The organism is uncultured Hyphomicrobium sp., from assembly GCF_902826555.1.
Lineage (GTDB): Bacteria > Pseudomonadota > Alphaproteobacteria > Rhizobiales > Hyphomicrobiaceae > Hyphomicrobium_C.
Genome location: NZ_CADEFI010000008.1, coordinates 13158 through 31851, shown reverse-complemented (window position 1 = coordinate 31851; position 18694 = coordinate 13158). Strand labels below are relative to the sequence as shown.

Below are 18694 nucleotides of genomic sequence, written 5' to 3'. Positions count from 1 at the left end.
ATCGTCAACTCCCGGTGCTCAAGGTTGTGCTGAGACGTATTCGGCCGCGGCTTCGAAAAGCCAGTGGGCGAAGCTGTCCGCGTAGCTGCGAAACATTGCAGCTTCGTAAGTCGGCGCGTCGTCGACCTGCCAGAGGATGATGCCGACGTGGCTCGCATGCGTGATGGCGACGCTGCCCGGGGCGAAGGCGCGGGGATGCAGGTCGATGGGCACGCCTTTCGCCAGCACGCTGCGTGCGCGGGAGCCGGAAATTCGCACGACGACGCGGCTGTCCGACTGGTCGACGACAGAAGCGATGCCGGTGAGCTTCTCTTTCAGCTCGGCCTCGAGGTCACGGGCTCCCTCGTGCTCGGTGATGGCGAGCCACTGGTCCGGGCCTGCCCAGACGAAGGCGATGCCGCCCGCTTCGACGCGGCCCGCGCTCTTGGGCAACACCGCTCCATAGGCGGCGCTGATGGCTTCGCGCAGCGCCTGCTCCTTGCCGCGCGCCGCGGCGAAGCTCGCCATGGTCAGCGTCTCGCGAGCGGAAGCGGCAAGCTTCGGCGTGGCCGGCGGATGCCAGTCCATGAATGCGGAGCTCGGTGTGAGGATGTGATCAGCCACGGACGCGCCCTCCTTCGGGATCCACGAAGACCGGTGAGACGACCTCGACCAGCGTGTCGGCGCCGCGTACCGGATCGTAGGCGCGTACGATTTCGCCCAAGCGCTCCGGTCCCCGTCTTAATAGACCGAGGCCGACCCAGTGGCCGCTCGACGGTGAGTAGGCGACGGATGTCATGTAACCCTCGTCGTTGGCGGCCTCGGGCCTGGCGTCGCGGGCGAGGAAGTGAGCGCCCGAGCGCAGGCGCGCGGAACGGTCCACGGGCCGGAAGCCGACGAGGGACGGGCGATCCGGATCGACAAGGCCGGGGCGCTTGCCGAGCACGCTGCCGATAAAGTCCTTTTTCTTGGCGACCATGCCGCCAAGGCCGACATCCTGCGGTGTCGTGGTGCCGTTGAGCTCGGGGCCGCTGATGTGGCCCTTTTCGATGCGCATGACGCCGAGGGCTTCCGTGCCGTAGGAGCAGGCGCCGAACTCCTCGCCCGCCTCCATCAGGCGGCGGATAAGGGCATCGCCGTAGCGGGCCGGTACGCCGATCTCGTAGGCGCGCTCGCCGGAGAACGACAGGCGGAAGAGGCGCGCCTTGATGCCGCCGCAGACGGTGATTTCGCCGACGCCGAGATAGGGGAAGCCCGAGTCCGAGATGTCGAATGCAGGATCGACGATCTTTTGCAGCAGTGCGCGCGACTTCGGTCCGGCAACGGCATATTGCGCCCACTGCTCGGTGGCCGAGACGATCTGCACGTCAAGCTCGGGCCACAGCCACTGCGCACAGTATTCCATGTGCTGCACGACCTTGACCGCGTTGGCCGTCGTGGTGGTGATGAAGAAATGGTTCTCGCCGAGACGGGCGACGGTGCCGTCGTCCATCAGGATGCCGTCCTCGCGCAGCATGCCGCCGTAGCGGCATTTGCCGACGGTGAGCGTCTTCAGGCCGTTCATGTAGATGTTGTCGAGGAAAGCCGCGGCCCCTGCGCCCTGTACATCGACCTTGCCGAGGGTGGACACGTCGCAGATGCCTACCGCATTGCGCACCGTGTTCACTTCGCGCGTCACGGTCTCCAGCCAGTCGCGCTCACCCGGCCGCGGGAAATAACTCGGCCGCAGCCAAAGTCCGGTCTCGACGAAGACGCATCCCTGCTCCTTGGCCCAACGATAGGAGGGCGGCAGGCGGGTCGGCTTGAAACTCTTGCCGCGGTGATGACCTGCCAATGCACCGAGTGCGACAGGCGAATAGGGCGGACGTGCCACGGTGATGCCGGTCTCGGGGATGGTGCGGCCCGTGAGCTCGGCCATGATGGCGAGCGCGTTGACGTTCGCGGTGCGGCCCTGGTCGGTGGCCATTCCGAGTGTCGTGTAGCGTTTCAGATGCTCGACGGCGCGGAATCCTTCGCGCTCGGCAAGGGCGATGTCCTTCTCGGTGACGTCGTTCTGCTGATCGACGAAGGCCTTGCCCTTGTAGCCGATCACGCGCCAGAGCGGCGTGACGGCATCGCTCTCGGCGATGGCTGTGGGCACGGGAACGGCGATGGCCTTGTGTCCGCTTTCGTCCGCAGCCGCGGATCCTGCGGCGTTGCCGCCGGCGAGGGACTTGGCCAGAGTGAGGTCGCCCGCGACGGCTCCCGCAAGCGACATCCCGGCAGGCACAGCGCCGGGAAGGAAGGCATGTAGGCGATCGTTCCAGACGGGCTTACCGCCGAGATGCGTCGTGAGCTGGATGTTGGGGTTCCAACCGCCGGACACGGCGATGAGGTCGCACGCGAGCTCGATGCGCTCCCCGTCACCTAGGCGGATGTCGGCACCCGTCACATGCCTCTTGCCGAGCGCGTCGGTCACGGCCGCGTTCGAGATCAGCCGCACGCCGGTTTCGTTGGTGATGCGATAGACGTGGTCGGAGATCTCGGGGCGGCTGTCGACGAGGGCCACCACATCGGCGCCGGCGCGTACGAGATCGCTGGCCGTCGTGGCGCCGTAGTCGTTGTTGGTGAAGACGACGACGCGCTGACCGGGCACGACGCCATAGCGGTTGACGTAGGTGCGCACGGCGCCTGCCAGCATAACGCCCGGGCGATCGTTGCCGCCGAAGACGATGGGGCGCTCCGTGGCGCCGGTTGCGAGCACGACCTTCTTGGCGACAAGGCGCCACAGCCGTTGACGGGGCGCTCCGGGCGCGGGATGCGGCAGGTGATCGCTGACGCGCTCGAGCGCGCCGTAGGTGCCGCCGTCGTAGCTGCCGAATACGGTGGTGCGGCGGAGAATGCGGACCTCAGGATTGCGCGAGAGCTCGCCCTCCAACATCTTCACCCATTCGTGGGCGGGATTGCCGGCGATCTCGGAGGCGTCGTCGACGGCGCGGCCGCCAAGCGCGGCGTTCTCGTCGACTAGGATCACGCGAGCGCTGGTGCGCGCCGCCGCTTGGGCTGCGGCGAGACCCGCGGGACCGCCACCGATGACAAGCACGTCGGCGAAGGCGGTCGCCTTCTCATAGGTGTCGGGGTCGGCGTCGTCGGAGGCGCGCCCGAGACCCGCGGCGCGGCGGATCAACGGCTCGTACAACTTCTCCCACAGGGCGGCCGGCCACATGAATGTCTTGTAGTAGAAGCCGGCAACGAACACGGGCGAGAACAGCGAGTTGATCGACAGGAGGTCGAAAGCGAGCGACGGCCAGCGGTTCTGGCTCGTGGCTGTGAGGCCGTCGAAGAGCTCGGCCACGGTGGCCTTGGTGTTCGGCTCACGGCGCGCACCGTCGCGCAGTTCGACGAGGGCGTTCGGCTCCTCGGAACCGGCGGCGAGAATGCCACGCGGGCGGTGGTATTTGAACGACCGGGCGGTCAGCACGACGCCATTGGCGAGCAGGGCGGATGCCAGCGTGTCGCCGGGATGGCCGGCGTAGGTCTTGCCGTCAAAGGTGAAATGCAGCGTTTTGCTGCGGTCGATCAGGCCGCCGGATGCAAGGCGGTTGCTCTGCCGGCCATAGCCGATGGGCGCTGCGGTCATGATGCGCTGTCCTTGGTTGCGGATTTGGCAGCGAGTGCCACGTCGCGAGCAAGCTCCACGGAGGCGACGGCATGGGTGCTGACGTTGCGTGTCACGACCAACCAGGCGTGACAGCCGGCGGCATGGTACCAGAGCTCGCGATGCGGGCCCGGCGGATTGGTGCGCTCGAAGGTATAGGTGACGAAGTCGTCCATGGCGGTTGTGCCGGCAAAGTCGGGACGTTTCACGGTGGCGTCGCCCGAGTAGAGGAACTCATCGAGGCTGCGCTCGCCGCAGTGGGGGCATGCGATTCTCATCGCGGGTTTTCCTCTCCGGTCAGTGCAGGTTGGGTTGCGGTCCCATGCCCTTCTCATCGATGGCATGGCCGGTCGCGAAGCGGTCGAGGCGGTAGGCCGCGGCCACAGGGTGGGGGGCGTCGCGCGCGATCAGATGCGCGAAGCAGTAGCCGGAGGCCGGCGTCGCCTTGAAGCCGCCGTAGCACCAGCCGGAGTTCAGGTAGAGACCGTCGACCGGTGTTTTGTCGATGATCGGGCTGCCGTCCATGGACATGTCCATGATGCCGCCCCAGTGGCGCAGGAGGCGCACGCGGCCGATGCGCGGCATCAGCGCCATGCCGCCTTCGCAGACGTCCTCGACCACGGGCATGTTTCCGCGCTGGGCGTAGCTGTTGTAACCGTCAAGATCTCCGCCGAAAACGAGCCCGCCCTTGTCGGACTGGCTGATGTAGAAGTGCCCGGCGCCGAAGGTGACGACGCCATCGATGAAGGGTTTGAGGCCCTCGGTCACGAAGGCCTGCAAGACGTGGCTTTCGATGGGGAGCCTCAAACCTGCCATGGCGGCGACGCGGGAGGAGGAGCCCGCGACCGCCATGGCGATTTTCTTGGCGCCGATCAGGCCGCGCGATGTCTCGACGCCGGTCACGCGGCCGCCGTCGCGGATGAAGCCTTTGACCTCGCAGTTCTGGATGATGTCGACGCCGAGGCGGTCGGCGCCGCGCGCGTAGCCCCAGGCCACGGCGTCGTGGCGTACGGTGCCGCCGCGCGGTTGCAGGAGGCCGCCGTGGATGGGGAAGCGTCCGTTGTCGAAGTCGAGGAACGGCACCATCTTGCGGACCGCAGCCTGATCGAGCAGGACCGCGTCGACGCCGTGGAGCCGCATGGCATTGCCGCGGCGCGCGAAGGCATCGCGCTGGGCGTCGGAATGATAGAGGTTCAGGACGCCGCGCTGGCTCACCATGGCGTTGTAGTTCAGGTCCTGCTCCAGCCCTTCCCAGAGCTTCATCGACAATTCGTAGAAGGGGATGTTGCCGGGGAGCAGGTAGTTCGAGCGGACGATGGTGGTGTTGCGGCCGACGTTGCCACCGCCAATCCAGCCTTTTTCAAGCACGGCTATGCGAAGGGGGCCGTAGTTCTTGGCAAGGTAGTAGGCGGTCGAAAGCCCATGGCCGCCGCCGCCGATGATGACGACGTCGTAGTCGGGTTTCGGCTCGGCGTTGCGCCAGGCCGGGCCCCAGCCCGTGTGGCCGCGCAGCGCTTCCCTCAGGACAGAGAAGATCGAATAATGGGTGCTCGTCATATGGGGTCGCCCCGTCGCTCCGGTTTGCCCCTTCATCATTAGAAGGGAATGACGTTGTGGGCGATATAAGTATTTTTTATACTGTGGACATGCGTGAGCCTTCTCCCACCCTGCCTTTCGACCTCAGGTCGCTCGAAATTTTCCTTGCCGTCTGCGAAAGCGGCGCCATGTCCTCGGCGGCGCGGGCGCTGGGGCTGACGCAGCCCGCGGTGTCGCTTGCCATCGGCGATCTCGAGAAAAAGCTCGGCTTCGACCTCTTCGACCGCTCGGTGAGGCCGCTTGCCGTCACGGTTGCGGGCGGGTTGCTGCGGCAGCGGGCAGGAGCGCTGATCGCCGAGGCGCGACAGATCGGCCCGCTCCTGCGCGAAACGGAGCACGGCAAGGTGCCGCTCATCCGCGTGGGCCTCGTCGACTCGCTGTCGCGCCTTCTGACGGCGCCGCTTGCAACCTATCTCGCGTCAAAGGCCGACGAGGTGTCGATCCTGCTCGGGCTCACGGCCTCGCACGCGAGCGATCTCCTGACGCGGCGCCTGGATCTCTTTCTTGGGGTCGACGATCTCGAGGATTGGGCCGGGCTCGAGCGCTGGCAGTTGGCGAAGGAGCCCTACATTCTCCTGTTGCCGGCCGGAACGGAGGCCCCGCGCACGGTCGCGGCGTTGCGCAAGCTTTCGCAGTCGCTGCCACTGATCCGGTTCAGCTCGCGCTCGCAGACCGGAGTGGAGATCGAGGCCCATCTTCGGCGTCTGGGTCTGGAATTGCCGCGCAGTTTCGAGTTCGACACGCCTTATGGCGTGAGCTCCATGGTTGCCGCCGGAAGCGGATTTGCGATCACGACGCCGCTTTGTATCGGTGAGGCCGCGCTCGCGGCGCAGGGTCTCGTCACCGCTGCGCTTCCGGGGCCGCAGATCTCGCGCAAACTGACGCTCGTTGCCCGTCACCGGGAGCTTGGGCGTCTGCCGCGCGAGCTGGGCGAGATGGCGCGGGGCGTGCTGGTCAATGCGGGTGCATCACAATAGGTCGGTATCCTTTCGCGGCGCGGCACGAAATCCTGTGAAATTGTCGTGCGGGTCATGTATGGATGGGCGCGGCCGGTCCCGTAGCTCAGCTGGATAGAGCACCAGATTCCTAATCTGGGGGTCGCAGGTTCAAATCCTGCCGGGATCGCCAATCTACCCTCATCATAGATGAGCATAGATCCTCCCAACCTCATCCGATCATTGAACAATTATGTCGCCAAGCTTAGTTGGCCTCGCACATGGCTTCGCATGGCTCTGCACCCCTACGCGATGGGTTTCAGAGACTATGGAGAGACTAGCTATGCCTATCGTTCCACTGACCGACATCGTTGCGCGCACGGCCAAGGCTCATCCCGGAAAGCAGGTCACATATTGGGACCGCACGCTGCCGGGCTTCGGGCTGCGCGTCGGCGAACAGGTCAAAGCCTGGACCGTGATGCTCGGCGAGGAGCGGCGGCGCTTGACGATCGGGCGCTACCCGACGATGAACCTCCACGACGCGCGCACCGAGGCGCGCCGGCTGATTCTCGCGGCGACCGTCGCACGGCTGGACTCCGACGTGACCGTCGTCCCGTTTTCCAACGCTCTCGAGCAATTTATCGACGTCCATCTTTCCGAAAAGAAGAACTCGACGTCCCATGACTGGGAGCGGGTACTCCGGAAGCACTTTGCTCCGGCATGGAAGAACTTGCTGATGCACGAGATCACCCGAAGCCATGTGGCCGGGGTTATCGACGGGCTCGTGCGGACATCGGGAGAAGCCAACAACGCCTTTGCAGTCGTTCGTGTCTTCCTCCGATGGTCGATCCGACGCGGCTACCTTGCGACCAACCCTATGCAATCCCTCGCCCTCCCTATCCGGCGCATAGCTCGGGACCGCGTGTTGTCGCGTGGTGAACTCCTTGCAGTTTTGCGTGCCTTAGACCTCTCGAGCAGCTTCGGAACCATGGCACTGCTGCTGCTTCTTACCAGTCAGCGCCGCGGGGAAATCGCGGGTCTTCGGTCTGAGTGGATCGATCGCGACAACTGCCTGATGGTACTGCCGAAGGAGATCACGAAGAACCGCCAGGAGCATGCCGTCCCGCTGACGCCGTATGTTATGTCGCTGCTGCCGGAGCGTGACGGTCTGTTGTTCCCCGCGCGGGGCAAGCCGGATCGCGTGTTCAGCGGCTGGTCGAAGTGCATGGCGAGCCTACACCGAGACTGCAGCGTCGATTTCCGCTTGCACGACCTGCGACGGACTGGTGCCACCATGATGGCTGGGAGGGGCGTCGCACCGTATGTCGTCGAGCGAGTGCTCAACCACATCACGGGCAGCACAGCTGAAAGCCTCACGCCACTCGCACGGATCTATAACCGGCATCGGTATCTCGACGAGATGCGATCGGCCTTACTGCTACTGGAAGACGAAGTGTCAGGCCTGCTCCGGCAAAGCAGAGGCGCAAATCCCGTCGCGCTCCTTGATGCGGGCGTCCAACCACGCAAGGACCTCGCTCTCGATCCACCCGACGCGACACGGCCCGAGGACGATCCGCTTGGGGAACCGGCCGGCTTTCTCCAGCCGATCGATGTGACCGGGAGAGTAGAGTACCAGCGCGCGTAGCTCTTTCTTAGAAAGGATGCGCATGCGCGACGCATATGGGCATGGCCCATTACCGTCAAACCTCAGAGGCTAGGGACCTAGCCTCTGAGAGGTACCTTCCTAGCTTTCTGGGTATTCACGGCGCTCGTTGCGTGCGGTAGAAACAAAATATGAACGTAGCGACGATCGCCGCCTTCACTCTCTCGAAAATTCGTCATGTTCTTCATGCGCTCAGGCGGACGCCGGATCGGCGATGAGCTGTCGGAAGAAGCGTTGCCGACCGCCGGCACGCTAGGAGAAGGAGATTATGAACGATGATGCACTTGGCAAGGCACTCGATGCCTGGGCCGGCAAAGCTGAGTTCGGCCCGCGAGCCAAGGAACACCAGCGCCTGAATAGTCGCGCGACTCCAACCGACGACGGCTTGGCGCAACTAAACTTCAAAGTCTCGCCGAGCATGAAGAGCCGCATCAAGCAACTCGCGGCGCGCGACCGCATCACCCTCCTCGCCATGCTCTACCACATGGTGGATCTCTATGAGAGCAAGCACGGTCCGTTAGCATCGAAATGATGATGAACCGCAGCCCCATTCTGCGGTGGGCCGTCATCATCGTTCTGAGCGCCGCCAGTGCGGGAATGGTCGCCGTCTCGATCCGGGCCAACTATCTCTTCGGCTACGGCTTCGGCCAGAGCCCTGAGAAGGCGCAGATCTTTGGCTGGGCGAACGTCTCGGCCGACGTGTGGAAGGTGTTCGGACTCATCCTCATCGGCGGGCTATGGCGTGCGCGGCGCAAGCGCCTGGCCGCACTCCTGTTCCCAGTGTGGCTTCTCTGCCTTGTGTGGGGGATGGTGGGCGCCATCGGCGTCTACGCGCAGGATCGCACCACGCTCATCGGCAGTCGGGAGATCAGCGCCGAGGCGTACGCCGATGCTCGTCTAGAAATCCTGGACATCGAACATAGGCTCGCGAGCCTCACCTCGCGGACGGTCGCTCAGATCGATGCATCGATCGCGGCGACGCTCGCGCGTCCGGTGCGGGTTGGCGATCGAGTCCGCGGCACGGTTGGCACGGTTTCAAAAAACTGCACGCGGCATGAGCGGGCGACAGTGGATGCATGTCTCGCTGTCGCGCGTTTGAGGGAAGAGCGGATCGCTGCGGAAGAGGCTGGGCGTTTGCAATCTCGGGCAGCCGAGCTTCACGATGGCATTGCTTCACTGCGCGATCGCGGTGCTACCTTACCCGTTGATCCAACGGCCGAACTGCTGGCGTGGATCTCCGGCGGTCAGATGCGCGTGCGCGATATCAGCTTGGGGTTTCCACTCGTCTTCGCGCTTCTCATCGAAATCATCTCCGCACTCGGCCCGGCGGCGATCGTCGCATTCGCGGACGGGACGCGCGACACCGGGAAGGGAAGTCGCAGTGCGACAGAGCGCGCCGTTGCCAGCCGTGGCGGGCTACGTCCGGCCATGGCGAGCTTCGGCGAGCCACGGCATGTCGCGCAATGGATGGCGGAGCGAACCGAGCCAGCTCTCGGTAGTGCTGCGGTCCTGATCGACCATCTGCACGCGGACTACGCGGCCTGGTGCGCAACCATCGGCGGCACCGCTATCGACTTGAACGACTTTCAGCTTGCATTTGACCTGGTACGCGATGCGCTCGAGATTCGTGGATCGATACGCAAGGCAGATAATCGCTATTACGGTATTCAGTTCACGGTGCCCTCTGTTTGATTACCTGAAAAGTGGCTCTGATGGTTGAAAGACATTCCAAGAAGTCTATGAGTACCTTGCTGTTGCACTCAACGGGTAGGTTCACGGGATTGCACTGCGGTGATAGTAAAATCGCGCACTCACACCTACAGTCACTAAGAAAAGAGCCCTCCGCTGACGCGCGAGGGCTCAAGGATTCAAGAGGGTCAAGCCCTCAAGGCTTCGAGGCTCAGAACTTCCGAGCAGCCGAGACGCCCAGGCCGGAGAGCCGGCGGTCACCCCAGCTGCCGTAGACGCCGAGGCCAGCGGTACCGAAACCGCCGACGTACACGCGGTCGCCATCCGAGTCGACGGAGTTGGTGCGGACGTAAAGGTTCTCGAGCAGATAGACGTCGCGGACGGCCTTGTATGTCGTCAGCGCCCAGACCGCCTCGGCGGCGTTCGGGATGACCATCGGCTCCTGGATCAGCGCCTGCTGCTCCTGCCAGTTCTTCGAGAACGAGTCCTCGACCGCCTCCTTGCGGACGGCGATCCAGGCCAGGGCCTCGACCTTGTCGGTCTCGGCGAACTTCTCGCTGGCATCGTCGTACCAGCCCTCGTCGTCGCGATCCGGCCCCTTCGAGTAAAGGAAGTCTGCGCGGACGTCGCGGACGTCGACGAGCGACATCGTGGTCGGCGGACCGGCTACGAGCATCATGCCGCTGTCGCGGAGTTGCTCGATGATCGCCTGGTCGGGGAGCTTCTTTCCCAGTTCGATGAACTGGTCCTCGGTGTAGGAGAGGCCGCGGAAAGCGGCGATCTCGTCGGCCGAGATGAAGTCCTGTCCCAAGATAGATCGGGCTAGTTCGATACTTTTGGATCGGTCTGTGTCGATCGTTATCACTGTCTCTCTCCTCTTCCGTAGCCTGGCTCGATAGTTCAAACCGGGCGGACGAAAGAGGATTGGAGACTCCATCAACAATATACAGTATACATACTATTTTGTCAAGGCGAACCCAAGAGCTTCGTGATGAGCAGCAGCGCCTGATAGCCGAAAAGCGCCGTCGGCGGTAGCATACTGGCAGTCCTCCGCGCAAAGCGGATCCTGACGATGGTGTCGGGACCCGCTGAACGAAGGAGGAAAGAATGTCGCGTGCATTTGAAGCGGCGCAGGTCGAGAAGATACGCGCTTTAAATGATGCCTTCCGCAAGCACCCGTACGCGGGTTTAGGCAAAGTGGTGATGACGCAGGGTGTCAACATGATATCGGGCGGCTTCGCATACAAAGCGCTCGCCGCTGTACAGGCTTTCGATCGCTTCGACCGTGATAACGATCCGCACGGAGAGCATGACTTCGTGAGCGTCGAAGTTGATGGACAGCTGATATTTGGAAAGATCGACTACTTCGATCGCGAGATGGAGTGCGGGTCGGAGGACCCGAGCAATCCAGATGTCACGACGCGAGTGCTGACGATCATGTTGGCGGACGAGTACTGACAATCACAGCCCCTCCGACGCCGGAGGGGCTTACTTACCGGCGGATGCTAGAATGTCCGCATACTCGCTAATTTTCATTCGTTATGAGCATCGAAAATCCGGGGGGTTCGGGAAAGGACAATCGGGAGCGCACTAACCGCCTCCTTAGTGACAATCCAGAGTTAAAAAAATTCTTCGATGATATTGAAGCACGTGTCGGAGCCGTAGGCTTCAGCCTGGGAGCGTCGCTTAAGGACGGGCTGGAGGTCTTGTGGGACGTCTATGACGCGACGAAAGGGGACGTCAACCTGGTCTCGGATGACCTCATACGCGAGATCTACTTGAAGAACGGCATAACGCCACGGTCGGCTAGGTCAAATCTGGAGGAGTAGTTGCATCCGGTCGATTTGCACGAAAGGGTAACTCGACCATATAATTTCTCCATGATCGAAAAGCTGTCGCGGCACTCGGTCGAAGACAATCCCACCATATTCGGTCGGATCATCCGTGGTGAAGAACCGGCGAAGATCGTCTTTGAAGACCAGGATATCTTGGCATTTGAGAGCATCAAGCCGTTGGCGCCCGTCCATGTCCTCATCATTCCGCGTCGGCACCTTACAAGCCTAGCCAGCATGGCTTCAGCCGAGGATGCCGCACTGATCGGAAAGATGATGTTGGTAGCCTCACGGCTTGCCGAGACCCTCGGGATCGCAGAAACCGGCTACCGGATTTCCACAAATGCGGGGAGGGACGCGCGGCAGGAAGTTCCGCACTTGCACTTCCACTTGTTGGGCGGCGCGGACCTCGGAAGGAGTTGCCAGACCGATCAGACACGACGATTGGACAAGGAAGAGGCCGGTTGCCAATGACCCCATGCTCGAGGCATCCGTAACAACCAGGTCAATAGGCGGCGACACCGATTTCGGAAACAAAATCGAGCCCTCACGCGTAGCGTGAGGGCTCTGGATCTGGCGCTCAGAACTTCCGAGCAGCCGAGACGCCCAGGTCGGAGTCCCGGCCGTCGTCCCAGCCGCTGCGGACGCGAAGGCCATCGGCATCGAAAAAGCCGACGCGCACGCGCTCGCCGTCGCCGACCGAGTCGACGGAGCTGGTGCGGACGTAGAGGTCCTTGAGCACATCGAACCCTGGCGTCACGTAGTTATTAACGATCCTATCTCGCGCAATATGCGTAACACCTTACAGGATAGTTGGGATGAGAAGCGTAGCAGGAGCACGCATTGCTGCCTGACGGCGACGAGCCCGGTGCGGGGCTCGTGGCACCTGATCCTGCACTTGTCTTGCTACAACCCACACGGAAATACGCCGCCGGACAACTCACGGTACAACTTCCTCCGTTCCCAGATATGCATGATGCAGTGGTCACTGCAGTAATCCCGCCGGTGGAGGGCGCTGTCGTTTGCGTCGTTCCGTCGGCGAATGAGATACTCGTGACGCCGGTGCTAGGGAGGAAGTTGCTCCATATGCCACCGCTGTTGCGGAACTGCAACGTCCCCGCATTGTTGCGGATACCGTAACCGTCCGCACCGGGAGTTTCGCCGAAACTGAGGTAACGCGAGGCACCTGAGATAATGGTGTTGCCGAACACCGCAAGGCTGTTCACCGAGAGACCGCCGTCCTTCACTTGGTCTGCGGTACCAACGTTGACCGGTGCAGTGACGTTGCCGCTAGGGGGCACCTGCGTAGGACCGTCCCAGGCAATCGCGATGACCGAAGAGAAGGTCGCACCGATGAGACCGGCGGCGATGAGTTCAAGGCTCCGCCCAACATACCGAAGCATATGCAGGCATTATAGCGCGCGGCCGAGCTAAAGAGCTTCAGAGGCTGGGGATGGCGGGTTGTCGCTGGCGGCATCCGGCGCGGGCGCATCGGGTGATTCTGCAGTCTCGTTTGCGTGAGGTAGTTGCGCTGAATCCGTGAGTTGGTCGTGCGATTGGGACGGCGAGGACCTTGCGGAGGAGCCGTCAATTTGCGTTGCTTCGGGTGAGGTGGCGGCGCTCGGATTTTGGGTGGGGGAGTTGTCGTTGTTGGCCGCCGGAGGCGGCACGGAAATGGTGGTGACAGCTGCTGCGGATTGGCCGAAGACAGCCATGAATTGGGATTTGGTGACGCAAACTGGCGAGGGATCGGCAGGGCCGGCCCCGACGCAGAGCTCCTGGTTGGCGGTGATGCGATCGGCTGCGATGTTGGTCGCGTAGAGGTTTTTGGCAACGAGATCCGTGATGCCGTTGGAGGTGTCGGCGAGCCAGTGGGTAATGCGGTCCAAGAGGGAAGCGAAGAAGCGGCTGGTGAATGATGTGTCGCCAGTGGTCGTCGAAGTCGTGGCGAGATCTTCGAGCTTGAGATTGAGTTCTCTGACACCCTGCAGCGATATCGCACCGAGCTTATCATACTGGACCCCCCATACGCGCGGATCGGCCACCGTGGCATCTGCGTCGAGAGCCGCACGGCCGTCGTCCGTGCCTTTGCTCACGACTTCGGGGAAAATCGCGTGAAGGTCCTGGGCCAATACGCCGATATCGTGCCCACCATTCGATTTCCAATCGAATTCATACGCATTGAAGCGGTCCAGACGGTCCAGTACGCGCAATTCCACCAGGTTGATCTTAAGACGCGCATCAGACGCCGATGTCCAAGAGTTCGCGTTTTGATCGAGTGCGACGCCATGCGTTTCATCGGCATCAAGGAACGCCAGGCGGTCTGTGCCATAGTTTGATCCGAGTTCCCAATTTTGGGTACCGCCTTCGAAAAAGTGGATCGATGGGCCGCCTGCTTCGGGAATGTTGATGGTGAGGACGGAAGCGGCCGAAGAATTCGTTTCGTTTAAGTACATTCTGGTTGTTGGCGTCGACGTGCCGATGCCGATATTGAGCGAGGTCAGATCCCCGACAAGCAGGTTCGAGCCGCCGTTGGAGAGTCGGAACAGGCCAGCGTTCTCAAAAATAAATGCGCTTTTACCGGATGCTTCAGTTGCGTTTAGTGAGATGCCAGGTACCGGGCCACTGATGCTGAGTCCGAAGACCCCAGCCATGGCGACACTGGGCGTGCTAGTGCCGATGCCGACGTTGCCGTTCTGGTCCACGATGAACTGGGTCGTTGAGGAGCCGATGATGAATTGCGGGATGCCGGCAGTGGAGTTGATGGAGAGCTTGGCCCAAGGGGTGCTGGTTCCGATGCCAATATTACCGCCGTCGAACAGGAACGAACCACCGAATCCATTCTGGAACCTCGTAGCTCCCGTACTTCCATTATAGAGTTCGATTGATGCACCGGCGCCCAATTGTGTCCCGATACGCGGACCGGTGCCGCTCGAATCGAAGTAAATGTTCCCGTTTGTGCCGTGAGCGAGTACATCCAATTTCTTGCCCGGTGTCGTGGTGCCGATGCCGACGTTGCCACTCACGATGAGGCCATTCGTCGGCGCTGCGTTCACGCCGGCGTATGAGCCAACCGCGAGATTACCAGCGACGTCCAGCGTCGATTGGGCGTCCTCCACGCCGATACCGAGACCAGTGCCGACGTTGATGAAGTTGTTGACGCCCGGGTTATGGATGTTGAGGCTGACCCCGACGGCGCCGTTTGAATCCGCGAGGAACAGGCGGCCGTGACCGAAGAGGTTATTGAAACCGGCGATATCGTCAACGCCGTCATTGAGCGTAATGCTGGTACCGATACCCGTGAAATCCCCCGTCGTCGTTGCGCCGCCCGAGATGGAGAGGCCGCCCGCTTGGGTGCCGTTGCCGATGGTCGTCGACGCGAGCGAAAGGAGGCCGCTGCTGAAATTCAGCATGGTTGTCGTCGCGTTGGCAGGGAACGGATAAGCGAAGGAAGAGCCGCTGGAAATGCCGAGCGAACTCGTCGCAGTGAGTGTGTAGCCGCCAGAGGCATTGCCGACGAGGAGTTGTCCGTAGGTTGGCGTGGTGGTGAGGCCGGTCCCACCGTAGAGTGCCCCGATCGATGATGTTGCTGAAAGAACGCCGCCGTTTGCATGCAGCGGCCCATTGAGAGAGCCGAGTGTGAGCGTGCTGAAGCTGTTGCTGCCAGTCCACGCGTTCGATGAGTAGAGCTTCGGGATCGACGTGCTGCTGTGGACGAAGTATTGGCCAGAGGTCGTGGCGAAAAAAAAGCCCTTGCCCACGCTGTCGAGATACGTCTGCACGCGGGCGTCTTGATAGTAGAGGTTGCTGCCCTCCGTGACGTGCGTGGTGAGCAGGCCGAGGGAGGATGTGGCGATGCTGGTAAGGCCTGACGTACCGCCAGGAGAGAGGACGAGGCCGTAGCCAAAGGATGTTGCTCCCGTACCGCCTTTGCCGACATCGAGCATGCCGCTGATGGTGGCGAGCGTGGAGGTTGCGACCCAGGTCGGGACGTTGCCGACAAGCGCAAGTACCTGCCCGTTCGTTCCAGTGGTCGTCGTCCCCAAAGCGCCACTGCCATTGCCGTAGAGAAGGGAACCGGCTTGCACCGTATTCCAACCAGTGCCGCCGCGATTGACACCGAGGATGCCGGTGACATCGGAGGCTAGGTCTATGGCCGCGGTCGCAATCGCTCCCGCGGTCGCTTTGAGGAAGCCGCTCAGGTTGCCGACCGAGAGATTGCCGAAGACGCCTTGCGTGGAAGAGGCGTAGGTTGCTGAGATGTTGGTGGTTGAGGCGTTCGCAAAAGTCTGAAGTGCCGTGAACGTGTTGCTCGTGTACGTCTTCGGGATAGTCGTCGAGCTGTGGGCGAAAAAGGTGGCGCTGGTCGTCGAAAAACCGAGAGAGCCGTTCTGTGCGAGGAAGTACGACGCGGAGGTTGTCGAGAAGAGGTCGGTGACGCTCTTCCAGTAGTCGGCGGATGTCGTGCTGAAGAAGTTATGGGTGAGACGCCATGCGTCCGCGCTGGTCGTGGAGAACGCCGCGCCTTGGTGTTGCGAAAGGAAGTATGTGGCGGACGTGGTAGCGAAGAAATTGTTGGCGCTCTTCCAGTAGTCGGCGCTGCTGGTCGAAAAGAGGTTGCTGATTGATTTCCAATAGTCGGCGCTCGACGTTGAGAACGACGTGTCTACCGGCCATGCGATGCGGCAGTCGGATGAGAGGCAAAGGGTAGTTGCGCTGAGTGCCGTAGTGGATGCGTAGGGGAAGACGCTCGCTAGTGATGAAGTTGCCGTGAAGCGGGATGCGCTGAGGAGACCGTAGGTGGTAGCGGCTCCTCTCACGAGTGCGTTGCCGTTCACTTCGAGGATGTTGCCGGATGTCGTTGTCGCGGTGGTGCCGATGAGGAGCACGTCGTCTGGATCAGCGGGGTAGATGGCGAGGTCATCCGTGGTGGACGCGAAGAAGCTCGCGCCGCCACCGGTGAGATCGGCGCTCCAAGCGAGATTGCCACCGACGATCTTTAGGACCTGCCCGTTCGGGCCGTTGGAAAGCGTCGAGACGATGCCGGTGTCGTTGCGTAAGATGCCGGTGCCGCTGCCGAAACCGAGCGAACCGGAGACGTACATATTGGTGGAGGTTGAATTCGTGCTGGTGGCGGCTTCTACGGTGAGGGAAGTGAAGTCCGTCTCGCCGGAGAAGGTGACGTCGGAGAGCGCCGCTCCGCTGATGCTGCCGCCCGCGAACGTCGAATCCGTGATGTCGATATTGTCGAAGCCGCCACCGCCGATGCCGTCAGCGAATTTGTCGGCGAGGCTCTCTGCCTGCCGGTCGCCTTGGTAGACGAGGCGATCGATGCGACCGGTGAACGACGCTTCGAGCGCGGCGAGGCGGGCATCCAGAAGTTGCTCTGCGATGCCGGCCGACGCGAATTGGACAAGCGTCAAGGTCCTCTCAATTACGCGTTCGATGATGGTGGCTTGCGGTGGTTGCGCGATGCGCTCAGGCATGGAAGTTGCGCTGACCGGTAGTGGGCGTTGCGCAGTGAGCGTGCGCGGTGATGCGGGCTCGAATGCAACAGCAGACTCTGCGCCACACGCGGAAAAGAACGGGCAGAAAAATTCGAATACTGATATCGCTGCGCGATCAAGCTTGCCGTTGATCGGCGTAGGTAGCGTCGTGACTGCGGCCACAAGAATTTGCGATTTCTGTTTCGAGCTTGAGAGTGCAAACGTTCCGGCCGACATCGCGACGAGGAGGACGATTGTCGCGACGCAGAACGCGAACGCGGGATTGGTGTGAGCGGGGCGGGGATGTTGCGGAGCGCGCGTCTCCTCAACTTTTACCCGTGCGATCTCTTCCGCGCGACGCGTCGCGTCGCGGATCTGCCGCGCGCTGCGAGCCGCGTGTTCCTTCTTCGTCGCCTCTTTGTGAGCGACGAACGCGGCGACGGACGCTTGATCGACATACCAAGTGTTACCGACCAAAAGCGCGTCTATAGCGCCCTTGCGACAAAGCTTGGTGATGTAGTCAGCGGTGATGCCGACCGCCGGCGCTGCAGCCTTCGCGGTGATGTAGGTGATGCCGTTTCTGACGAGGGAAGCGGAGTCCATAAAAGTTTCGGAAAGCGGCGTAGTTCTGCTGATTTCCGATGGTTCCAGTATAGGTGGAGGACGCGGTTCTCGGTCGCTAGCGAGGGGGACAACCACGTATGCGGTTCATGAGGCAGCATGCTGCTTCCCGAGGGAAAATGGTCGCCGGAAAGGGAGCGGGACAGGGCAGGACATGGCCTCGTGATGCACGCGTGTTACCGAACGACTACGTGCGCATGCTAGGCTCGGCGACCCGAGACAGGCCGCGATTGCTGACGATTCCGCCGAGATGGGGTTGCCGAGAATGACGGAGCGCACCGAAGAAGTGGCCGGCTTCGTGATCTTCTTGCTCACTACACTCTTGGGCTATTTCGGGATCGCTTGGTGGGCGTTGGGTGCACCGATCCTGCTTCTTGCTGCACTGCGCTACGACCACCATGTCAAGTTCGCGCGCGAGCATCCGGTGTATGGGACAGACCGCGTGCTGGTGATGGCGATCACCGCAACATTCCTCAACAGCACGCTCTTCGCCACGCTCGTGTTCGCGATGGGCCGCGCGATCGCGTGGCTGATTGCGTGAGCGATCGAATGTCGCCGCAATCGCACGCGATGCTGTGCGGTTTGCAACATGGGAGGACGCGACATGATCTCACGGCGCTCATTCTTCGCCCTTCTTTCCGGTGTCGGTACGGCTGCAGCGACGGGCACGCTTGCAATCACAGCCATTGCAGCTGAGCAACCCATCGCGACTCGATTGGAACCGGATGTCGCACATCATCCGGGGATATGGACACCGTTCGAGATCATGTGTGAGGTGCTCGCGCGGACGGTGGGCAGCGAAGCTTACAACAGCTGGTTTTCCGCGCTCGAGTTCGAGGCACACGAAGGGTCAGTGCTTACCGTGTCGCTACCGGTGCGGTTCTTACAGAAATGGGTACGCAGCCACTATCATCGCGAGCTTCTGCAATCGGCTCAAGACGCTTATGGGCATCTGACGCGTGTCGAGGTGCTAGTCCGGCGATATGACTGGTCGATCGGACACAAGGTCCTAAGCGCCTAGCAGGAGCGATGCATGCGACGCAAAGGAAAAGTGGGTCGGGTTGGCGACAAGTACCTCAACATTCTCTTGCAGAACGGCGGGACCATGACGTTGAAGAGGACAGACTTCCCGTCACTGGTGGAAGATGCGGAGGTCGTCATCACGCTCGCCGTAGCGCGCAAAAAGAAACAAGCATGGCCGTCTGCTAAAGACGTCGGGCAACGTCGCCGCATCCGGTGGGGACTGAGAACCCCGA

The 18694-nt window shown here is 62.1% G+C and carries 15 protein-coding genes, 1 tRNA gene and 1 pseudogene; 9 read left to right on the top strand and 8 right to left on the bottom strand.

All coding sequences use genetic code 11. The annotated features are described in order from the left end of the window. Window positions 1-18: 18 nt before the first annotated feature. Genes QZV93_RS05765 through QZV93_RS05750 form a run of 4 tightly spaced genes read right to left on the bottom strand, consistent with a single transcriptional unit; the run spans window position 19 to window position 5173 of the window. Window positions 19-603: a sarcosine oxidase subunit gamma family protein gene (locus QZV93_RS05765; protein WP_295556730.1), complete on the bottom strand. Its 585-nt coding sequence runs from the start codon at window positions 601-603 to the stop codon at window positions 19-21. Then, window positions 596-3598 carry a sarcosine oxidase subunit alpha family protein gene (locus QZV93_RS05760; RefSeq protein WP_295556728.1) on the bottom strand — a complete coding sequence of 1001 codons (3003 nt, stop codon included), beginning with the start codon at window positions 3596-3598 and terminating at the stop codon, window positions 596-598. The genes QZV93_RS05765 and QZV93_RS05760 overlap by 8 nt, the downstream gene beginning before the upstream one ends. Continuing rightward, the gene (locus tag QZV93_RS05755; protein WP_295556726.1) at window positions 3595-3894 is read right to left on the bottom strand and encodes a sarcosine oxidase subunit delta; all 300 of its coding nucleotides are present in this window, start codon (window positions 3892-3894) and stop codon (window positions 3595-3597) included. The genes QZV93_RS05760 and QZV93_RS05755 overlap by 4 nt, the downstream gene beginning before the upstream one ends. Before the next feature lie 19 nt (window positions 3895-3913). After that, window positions 3914-5173 carry a sarcosine oxidase subunit beta family protein gene (locus tag QZV93_RS05750; RefSeq protein ID WP_295556725.1) on the bottom strand — a complete coding sequence of 420 codons (1260 nt, stop codon included), beginning with the start codon at window positions 5171-5173 and terminating at the stop codon, window positions 3914-3916. A gap of 89 nt (window positions 5174-5262) precedes the next feature. Here QZV93_RS05750 and QZV93_RS05745 point away from each other — a divergent pair, with 89 nt between their 5' ends. From QZV93_RS05745 to QZV93_RS05735, 3 genes and pseudogenes are all read left to right on the top strand, one after another. Beyond that, the gene (locus tag QZV93_RS05745) at window positions 5263-6189 is read left to right on the top strand and encodes a LysR family transcriptional regulator (protein ID WP_295556723.1); all 927 of its coding nucleotides are present in this window, start codon (window positions 5263-5265) and stop codon (window positions 6187-6189) included. A 74-nt stretch (window positions 6190-6263) separates the two neighbouring features. Next, window positions 6264-6340, top strand: a tRNA-Arg gene (locus tag QZV93_RS05740). 60 nt (window positions 6341-6400) lie between these two features. Then, window positions 6401-7501, top strand: a pseudogene (locus tag QZV93_RS05735) (tyrosine-type recombinase/integrase); the annotation flags it as partial. 102 nt (window positions 7502-7603) lie between these two features. On the opposite strand, the gene QZV93_RS05730 reads toward QZV93_RS05735, so the two are convergent. Further along, the gene (locus tag QZV93_RS05730) at window positions 7604-7816 is read right to left on the bottom strand and encodes an AlpA family phage regulatory protein (RefSeq protein WP_295556721.1); all 213 of its coding nucleotides are present in this window, start codon (window positions 7814-7816) and stop codon (window positions 7604-7606) included. A 262-nt stretch (window positions 7817-8078) separates the two neighbouring features. On the opposite strand from QZV93_RS05730, the gene QZV93_RS05725 reads away from it, so the two are divergent. Beyond that, the gene (locus QZV93_RS05725; RefSeq protein WP_295556720.1) at window positions 8079-8342 is read left to right on the top strand and encodes a hypothetical protein; all 264 of its coding nucleotides are present in this window, start codon (window positions 8079-8081) and stop codon (window positions 8340-8342) included. After that, the gene (locus QZV93_RS05720; protein WP_295556718.1) at window positions 8339-9502 is read left to right on the top strand and encodes a hypothetical protein; all 1164 of its coding nucleotides are present in this window, start codon (window positions 8339-8341) and stop codon (window positions 9500-9502) included. The genes QZV93_RS05725 and QZV93_RS05720 overlap by 4 nt, the downstream gene beginning before the upstream one ends. Before the next feature lie 208 nt (window positions 9503-9710). Here the strand turns inward: QZV93_RS05720 and QZV93_RS05715 are convergent, their stop codons facing one another. Further along, window positions 9711-10310 carry a hypothetical protein gene (locus QZV93_RS05715; RefSeq protein ID WP_295556717.1) on the bottom strand — a complete coding sequence of 200 codons (600 nt, stop codon included), beginning with the start codon at window positions 10308-10310 and terminating at the stop codon, window positions 9711-9713. Between the two features lie 296 nt (window positions 10311-10606). Here QZV93_RS05715 and QZV93_RS05710 point away from each other — a divergent pair, with 296 nt between their 5' ends. Then, on the top strand, window positions 10607-10957 hold the full coding sequence (locus QZV93_RS05710) for a DUF3768 domain-containing protein (RefSeq protein ID WP_295556715.1): 351 nt from the start codon (window positions 10607-10609) through the stop codon (window positions 10955-10957). 422 nt (window positions 10958-11379) lie between these two features. After that, window positions 11380-11805 carry a histidine triad nucleotide-binding protein gene (locus tag QZV93_RS05705; protein WP_295556714.1) on the top strand — a complete coding sequence of 142 codons (426 nt, stop codon included), beginning with the start codon at window positions 11380-11382 and terminating at the stop codon, window positions 11803-11805. A gap of 106 nt (window positions 11806-11911) precedes the next feature. Here the strand turns inward: QZV93_RS05705 and QZV93_RS05700 are convergent, their stop codons facing one another. Next, on the bottom strand, window positions 11912-12091 hold the full coding sequence (locus QZV93_RS05700) for a hypothetical protein (protein WP_295556712.1): 180 nt from the start codon (window positions 12089-12091) through the stop codon (window positions 11912-11914). A 670-nt stretch (window positions 12092-12761) separates the two neighbouring features. Beyond that, window positions 12762-17420, bottom strand: coding sequence for a tail fiber domain-containing protein (locus QZV93_RS05695; protein ID WP_295556711.1), 4659 nt, complete (start codon window positions 17418-17420; stop codon window positions 12762-12764). 283 nt (window positions 17421-17703) lie between these two features. Between QZV93_RS05695 and QZV93_RS05690 the strand changes: the two genes are divergently transcribed. Then, window positions 17704-17979, top strand: coding sequence for a hypothetical protein (locus QZV93_RS05690; RefSeq protein WP_295556709.1), 276 nt, complete (start codon window positions 17704-17706; stop codon window positions 17977-17979). Between the two features lie 63 nt (window positions 17980-18042). Then, on the top strand, window positions 18043-18459 hold the full coding sequence (locus tag QZV93_RS05685; RefSeq protein WP_295556707.1) for a DnaA N-terminal domain-containing protein: 417 nt from the start codon (window positions 18043-18045) through the stop codon (window positions 18457-18459). The last annotated feature ends 235 nt before the right edge of the window (window positions 18460-18694 follow it).